The 6,146-nt window shown below is 67.7% G+C and carries 4 protein-coding genes; 3 read left to right on the top strand and 1 reads right to left on the bottom strand.

Annotation, left to right across the window (positions count from 1 at the left end; translation table 11 throughout):
- Positions 1-113 precede the first annotated feature (113 nt).
- From D7V93_RS35815 to D7V93_RS35805, 3 genes are all read left to right on the top strand, one after another.
- Complete coding sequence (locus tag D7V93_RS35815) at positions 114-962, top strand: alpha/beta fold hydrolase (RefSeq protein WP_120647633.1); 849 nt, start codon at positions 114-116, stop codon at positions 960-962.
- A gap of 76 nt (positions 963-1,038) precedes the next feature.
- Positions 1,039-2,442 (top strand): FAD-binding oxidoreductase, encoded by a 1,404-nt coding sequence (locus D7V93_RS35810; protein ID WP_120647632.1) that lies wholly within the window; start codon positions 1,039-1,041, stop codon positions 2,440-2,442.
- Between the two features lie 215 nt (positions 2,443-2,657).
- The gene (locus D7V93_RS35805; protein WP_147451518.1) at positions 2,658-4,754 is read left to right on the top strand and encodes a vanadium-dependent haloperoxidase; all 2,097 of its coding nucleotides are present in this window, start codon (positions 2,658-2,660) and stop codon (positions 4,752-4,754) included.
- 46 nt (positions 4,755-4,800) lie between these two features.
- On the opposite strand, the gene serA is transcribed toward D7V93_RS35805, so the two are convergent.
- Complete coding sequence (gene serA, locus D7V93_RS35800) at positions 4,801-6,054, bottom strand: phosphoglycerate dehydrogenase (RefSeq protein WP_120647630.1); 1,254 nt, start codon at positions 6,052-6,054, stop codon at positions 4,801-4,803.
- Positions 6,055-6,146 lie beyond the last annotated feature (92 nt).

Raw genomic sequence — 6,146 nt, 5'->3', positions numbered from 1 at the left:
CTGCCGATGGTGCGACGCGCGTTGCAGCCCCTCCTGCTCGGGCAGATTGGCACCTGCCCCTTCTGCAACAGAGCCATCAACCCCAGAGCCCCGCCTGAGCTGCCCTCTCGGATGTGACCAAGTGGTACTACCTCACCACCCGGGATGGCACCCAGCTCTACTTCAAGGACTGGGGCCCCCGGCATGGCCAGCCGGTGGTCTTCTCCCACGGCTGGCCCCTGACGGCCGACGCCTGGGAAGACCAGATGCTGTTCCTGGCGGACCATGGCTATCGCACCATCGCGCATGACCGCCGGGGGCATGGCCGCTCGTCGCAGACCCGGAACGGCCACGAGATGAGCACCTACGCGGATGATCTCGCCGCGCTGACCGCCACGCTCGGCCTGCGCAAGGCCATCCATGTCGGTCACTCGACGGGGGGCGGCGAGGTGGCCCGCTACATCGGGCGCCACGGCACCTCACGCGTGGCCCGGGCGGTGCTCATCAGCGCCGTTCCGCCCATCATGACCAGGACGGACTGGCACCCGAACGGGCTGCCCCTCGACGTCTTCGACAGCATCCGCGCCGGCGTGCGCACCGACCGCTCCAGCTTCTTCAAGGAGCTGAGCCTGGCGTTCTACGGCTACAACCGGCCCGGCGCGAAGGTGTCGGAGGGCGTCCGCGAGAGCTTCTGGCTCCAGGCCATGATGGGGGCGCTGAACGCCGAATATGCGTGCATCAAGGCGTTCTCGGAGACGGACTTCCGCGCCGACCTCGCCCGGTTCGACGTGCCGACGCTGCTGATGCATGGGGACGATGATCAGATCGTCCCCCTCAACGGCGCGTCGAGGCTCATGGTGGAGCTCATCAAGGGCGCGGAGCTGAAGGTCTACCCCGGCTTCAGCCACGGCATGTGTACGGTCAACAAGGACGTCATCAACGCGGACCTGCTGGCCTTCATCAAGGGCGAGCCCACGTCCTGACAGGCCGGCTGCCTGTCGCCCAACGAAACCATCGCCGGACTTGTCACGCCGGGGTGCGTGAAATAGGCCTGGAGCCATGTCCACCCCCGCGCTGCCCGCCGACTTCCTCCGCGCCATCGCCGAGTCCTTCCCCGCCGACTTCCTCACCCGGGAGCCCGCGGAGCTCCAGGAGTACGGCCGCGACTGGACGCGCGTGTACGCCCCCGCCCCGGGCGCGGTGGCCTTCCCCCGCACGACGGACGAGGTCGCCCGCTTCCTGGCGCTCTGCCACCAGCACCGCGTCGCCGTGGTGCCCTCCGGCGGGCGCACGGGGCTCGCGGGCGGGGCGGTGGCCACGAAGGGCGAGGTGGTGCTGTCGCTCAAGCGGATGACCCGGATGGAGCCCGTGGACCTGCTCGGCAACACGGTGCGCGTGCAGGCGGGCGCGGTGACGGAAGGGGTGCACCAGCACTGCGCTCCGCACGGGCTCACCTGGCCGGTGGACTTCGCCTCCAAGGGCAGCAGCACGGTGGGCGGCAACATCGCCACCAACGCGGGCGGCGTGAAGGTCATCCGCTACGGCCTCACCCGGCAGTGGGTGCTGGGGCTCCAGGTGGTGACGGCGCAGGGACAGGTGCTGGAGCTCAACGGCGCGCTGGAGAAGAACAACACCGGCGTGGACCTGCGCCAGCTCTTCATCGGCAGCGAGGGCACGCTGGGCGTCATCACGGAGGCCACGCTCAAGCTGACGCGCCTGCCGGGCAAGCAGGACGTCTTCCTCTTCGCGGTGCCGGACGTGGCCGCCGTGCTGCGCCTGTTCCGCGACGCGCGGCAGGCCCCGCTCGCGCTGTCCGCCTACGAGTTCTTCACCGACAGGTGCCTGGCCCGCGTGCAGCGCCACCGCAAGCTGCGCTCACCGTTCGAGGCCCCCAGCGGCTGCTACGTGCTGCTGGAGTCGGAGGGCGGCGACCCGGCGGCGGTGGAGGCGTGGCTTGGGTCCCTCTTCGAGCGCGGCCTCGTCACCGACGGCACCCAGGCGCAAGGAGCCGGGCAGGCCGCGGAGCTGTGGTCCCTGCGCGAGTCCATCAGCGAGAGCCTCTCCGCCACGGGCATGCTGCACAAGAACGACATCTCCCTGCCGGTGGCGAACCTGGAGGCGTTCTGCGCGGAGCTGGACGCCGTGTTCGCCAGCCGCTACCCGGGCTGGGAGATCTGCCTCTTCGGCCACATTGGCGACGGCAACCTGCACGTCAACGTGATGAAGCCGGACGCGGTGGAGAAGGCGGACTTCTTCGCGCACGCGAAGCAGGCGGACCACGCCATGTTCGACCTCGTGCGCAAGCACGGCGGCAGCATCTCCGCCGAGCACGGCATCGGCCTCTTGAAGAAGGACTACCTGGGCTACACGCGCGCGCCCGGGGAGCTGGAGCTGCTCCGCACCCTCAAGCGCGCGTTGGATCCGGAAGGCATCCTGAATCCTGGCAAGATTTTGGATGTCTGAGAGAGCCGGGCATGCCGTGGAGACAATCCAAATGGCGTGAGGGACTGTCCAGCGTGAGAGGGTTGTAGACGCTGACGTGGGTGGAGTGTCCGCATGGGCACACCGGCCCTGGCGGGGGAGGCGGCTTGTTGAGAGGCAAATCCATGGGCCCAATGGGGATGGAAACAATCTCATCCCTGCTCGAGCACCTGGATTCCTCTCAGTCAGGCAGGTCCATGAAAAACCATGTCTCCTCTGTTTTGCTCCTGTTGGGGCTGTCGGTTCCCGGGCTCTCCTGGGCCCAGGCGCCGGCAGGCAATGCCGCGCGCGCGGATCTCGCCAGGCAGGTCCGCATCGATGCGGCACTGTTCCAGCGGAGCCGACCGCTGCCAGCGCACCCCAACAATGGGGACGAGCTGCGCCATCCCACCCACTTCGCCAACTACAGCAAGGGGCTGCCGCACGACGCGATTGGCACGGTGGACCCGACGGCCTACCAGGCGATGCTGGCCGCGCTGCTTTCCGGAAGTGCCATGGACTTCGAGAACATCCCGCTCGGAGGGACACGCAAGCTGGTCAACCCACAGGCGGCCTACTCCTTCACGCTGATCGGCCCGGATCCCCACGCGTTGGCCATCCGGCCGGCACCCGAGTACTCCAGCGTCGAGACCGCGGATGAGATGGAAGAACTCTACTGGATGTCGCTCGTGCGCGACGTCAGCTTCAATCAATACGCAACAACGACCCTCATCACCACGGCAGCCCAGCGGCTCAACAGCCTGCGGCAGTATCGAGGAGCCAAGACGGAGGCGGGGACCGTCACGCCCGACGTCGTCTTCCGGGGGGACCTCGCTCCAGCCCGCCGAGGTCCCTTCGTCTCGCAATTCCTGCTCAAGTCCATTCCCTACAGCGCGGGCCCCTTCATCACCTTCAGGAGCGAGCCGACAGGTCATCAGGTCCTGGAGCAGCTCTTCCTTGAACGGCGGGCAGGGGATGACCGCGTCACGCAGTATGAGGAGTGGCTGGACATCCAGAACGGCCAGGTTCCCACCTTGAATGGAGGGCTCATCGATCAAGAGGATGATTACGTGAGCAATGCCCTCAACAACCGGGTCTACCTCTACAATGCGCGTGCCCTGGCCGAGTATGTCCACACGGACTATCCCCTCCAGGCCACCCTGAGCGCCGCGCTGTTGATCGCACGTCAGGGGGACTTCCTGCCCAATGGAAGCTACGACCCGGACCCCAAGAGCTCCCCGCTGGCCTCGGATGCCCTGAACCCCTACCTCTCCTATGCGAAGCAGGAAGCCTTCGTGACGCTCGGGAATGCCGACGCGCTGTCAGCCTCCACGCTCGTCACGACTACCGCCCTGCAAGCGGACTGGTATCAGAAGTGGTTGGTTCATCGCAGGCTGCGCCCGGAGGAGTTCGGCGGACACGTGGACAACCACCTCTCTGGCCGCCAAGTCTATCCCATCCACACGGAGCTGCTGTCGTCGCCCGTGCTCGCGCAGGTGTTCAGCAACAACACCGAGCTCAACAGGCAGCGCGACCTTCCCGGTGGAGGGACCTACCTCCTGCCCCAGGCCTTCCCTGAAGGCTCGCCGCTCCACCCTGCCTACGGTTCAGGCCACTCTGCCTACATCGGGGCAGGGGTGACGATGCTCAAGGCCTTCTTCAAGGACTTCCCGGTTCGCAATCCTCAAATGGCCAATGATACGGGAAGCTCCCTGGTGAGCTACACGGGCGGCACGCTGATGATGTTCGACGAATTGGACAAGCTGGCCTCGAACATCGGCGTGGCCCGGCTCTTCGCGGGCGTGCACTGGCGCAGTGACCACGACAGCGCCGTCCGCCTGGGGGAACTGGTCGCCCTGCGCACGCTGCAGGACCTGGTGCGCACCTACCATGAGAAATTCCCGGGTTTCGAGGTCAGGACCTTCTCGGGCGACACGCTCACCATCACCGCGAACTCGCCCGTGCTTCCGAGCATGGTGACCTCGGTGGAGTCCTTCTCGCTCGTCGACAGGGCCACGGGGGGGCCCGTGCCCGGCTATTCGCCCCTCGAGAATGGCCAGATCATCGACCTCAGCGATCTGATGGCCCAGGGCGTCAGGCAGCCCGTCATCCAGGCCACGACCTATGAGCCCGTCGTGGGGAGCGTCCGCTTCGTCCTGGATGCTGCCTCCTCCACGGACAATGGCGCGCCCTACACGGTAGGCCTGCCCGTCACGGTGGGCGCTCACGCGCTGCGAGCGAGCCCCTACTGCGGGGCCGCGGCCACCGGCCTGGGGGGCATTCCCCTCGCCATCCGCTTCACCGTGCAGAACTAGCGACACGCTCGCGAGCCCCCGCCACGACGGGGGCTCGCCGCGCGCCTCAGGACACCATGCGCGTCTTGATGTCCGTCTCCAGCCCGGCGATGGCGTCGCATACCTGCTGGGACACGTCCTGGTCCAGGTCCATCACCAGGTAGCCCACGTTGGCGTCGGTGCTCAGCACCTGCGCGTGGATGTTGGCGTTGAGGTCGGACACGATGCGGTTGATGTCACGCAGCACGCCCGGCGTGTTGCGGTGCACGTTGATGATGCGGTGGGTGCCCGGGATGATGGGCGCCTCCACCTGCGGGAAGTTCACCGCGCCCGTCGTCGCGCCGCCCTTGACGAACTTGAGCAGCGAGGTGGCCACCTCCTTGCCAATGGACGCCTGCGCCTCCTCCGTGGAGCCGCCGACGTGCGGCGTGAGCACCACGTTGGGCAGCCCCTGAAGCTCCGTCACGAAGCCGTCCGAGTTGCCCTCCGGCTCCTCCGGGTACACGTCCACCGCCGCGCCCCCCAGGTGCTTGGAGCGCAGCGCCTGCGCCAGCGCCGGGATGTCCACCACCGTGCCGCGGCTGGCGTTGATGAGGCACGCGCCCGGCTTCATCGCCTGGAGCTGCTCCGGACCGATGAGCAGGTGCGTGGAGCTCAGCGCCGGCACGTGCAGCGTCACGAAGTCCGACTCCGCCAGCAGCGCGTTCAGCGTGGGCACCGACCGCGAGTTGCCCAGCGGCAGCTTCGTCATCACGTCGTAGTACAGGACGCGCATGCCCAGCGACTCCGCCAGCACGCCCAGCTGCGAGCCGATGTGCCCGTAGCCGATGATGCCCAGCGTCTTGCCGCGCACCTCGTGGCTGCCCGTGGCCACCTTGCGCCACTGCCCCTGGTGCACCTCGCGGCTGCGGTCGAAGAGCTGGCGCGTCAGCACCACCACCTCCGCCAGCACCATCTCCGCCACGCTGCGCGTGTTGCTGAACGGCGCGTTGAACACCGGCACGCCGTGCACGCTGGAGGCGAGCAGGTCCACCTGGTTGGTGCCGATGCAGAACGCCCCAATCGCCAGCAGGTCGTCCGCGTACTTCAGCGACCCTTCCGGCACCGTCGTCTTGCTGCGGATGCCCAACAGGTGCACGCCCTTGAGGCGCTCCGCCAGTTCCTCCGGCTTGAGCGCGGCGGACAGCCGCTCCACCTGGAAGCCCTCCGACGCCAGCATCTCCTGGGCCGAGGCGTGGATGTTCTCCAGCAGCAGGACGCGCAGCGGGCCCTGGTTGTTGACGGGGCGGCGGGGCGAGGGCGGGAAGCGGGGTGTGCTCATGGCGCCTTGCGTTAGACTCGCCTCCCCAGGCTGTCAAGCCTCGGGTGGGCGGTAAAGCCCCCGGCAGACAGGGGCAGGGTGTGGATGAAAAC

Origin of the sequence: Corallococcus llansteffanensis (assembly GCF_003612055.1) — a bacterium.
Lineage (GTDB): Bacteria > Myxococcota > Myxococcia > Myxococcales > Myxococcaceae > Corallococcus > Corallococcus llansteffanensis.
This window is presented reverse-complemented; position numbering and strand designations above follow the sequence as displayed.

Coding starts and splice junctions, on each gene's coding strand:
- D7V93_RS35810 (WP_120647632.1), top strand. CDS start 1,039: ATGTCCACCCCCGCGCTGCCCGCCGACTTCCTCCGCGCCATCGCCGAG.
- D7V93_RS35805 (WP_147451518.1), top strand. CDS start 2,658: ATGAAAAACCATGTCTCCTCTGTTTTGCTCCTGTTGGGGCTGTCGGTT.
- serA (WP_120647630.1), bottom strand. CDS start 6,054: ATGAGCACACCCCGCTTCCCGCCCTCGCCCCGCCGCCCCGTCAACAAC.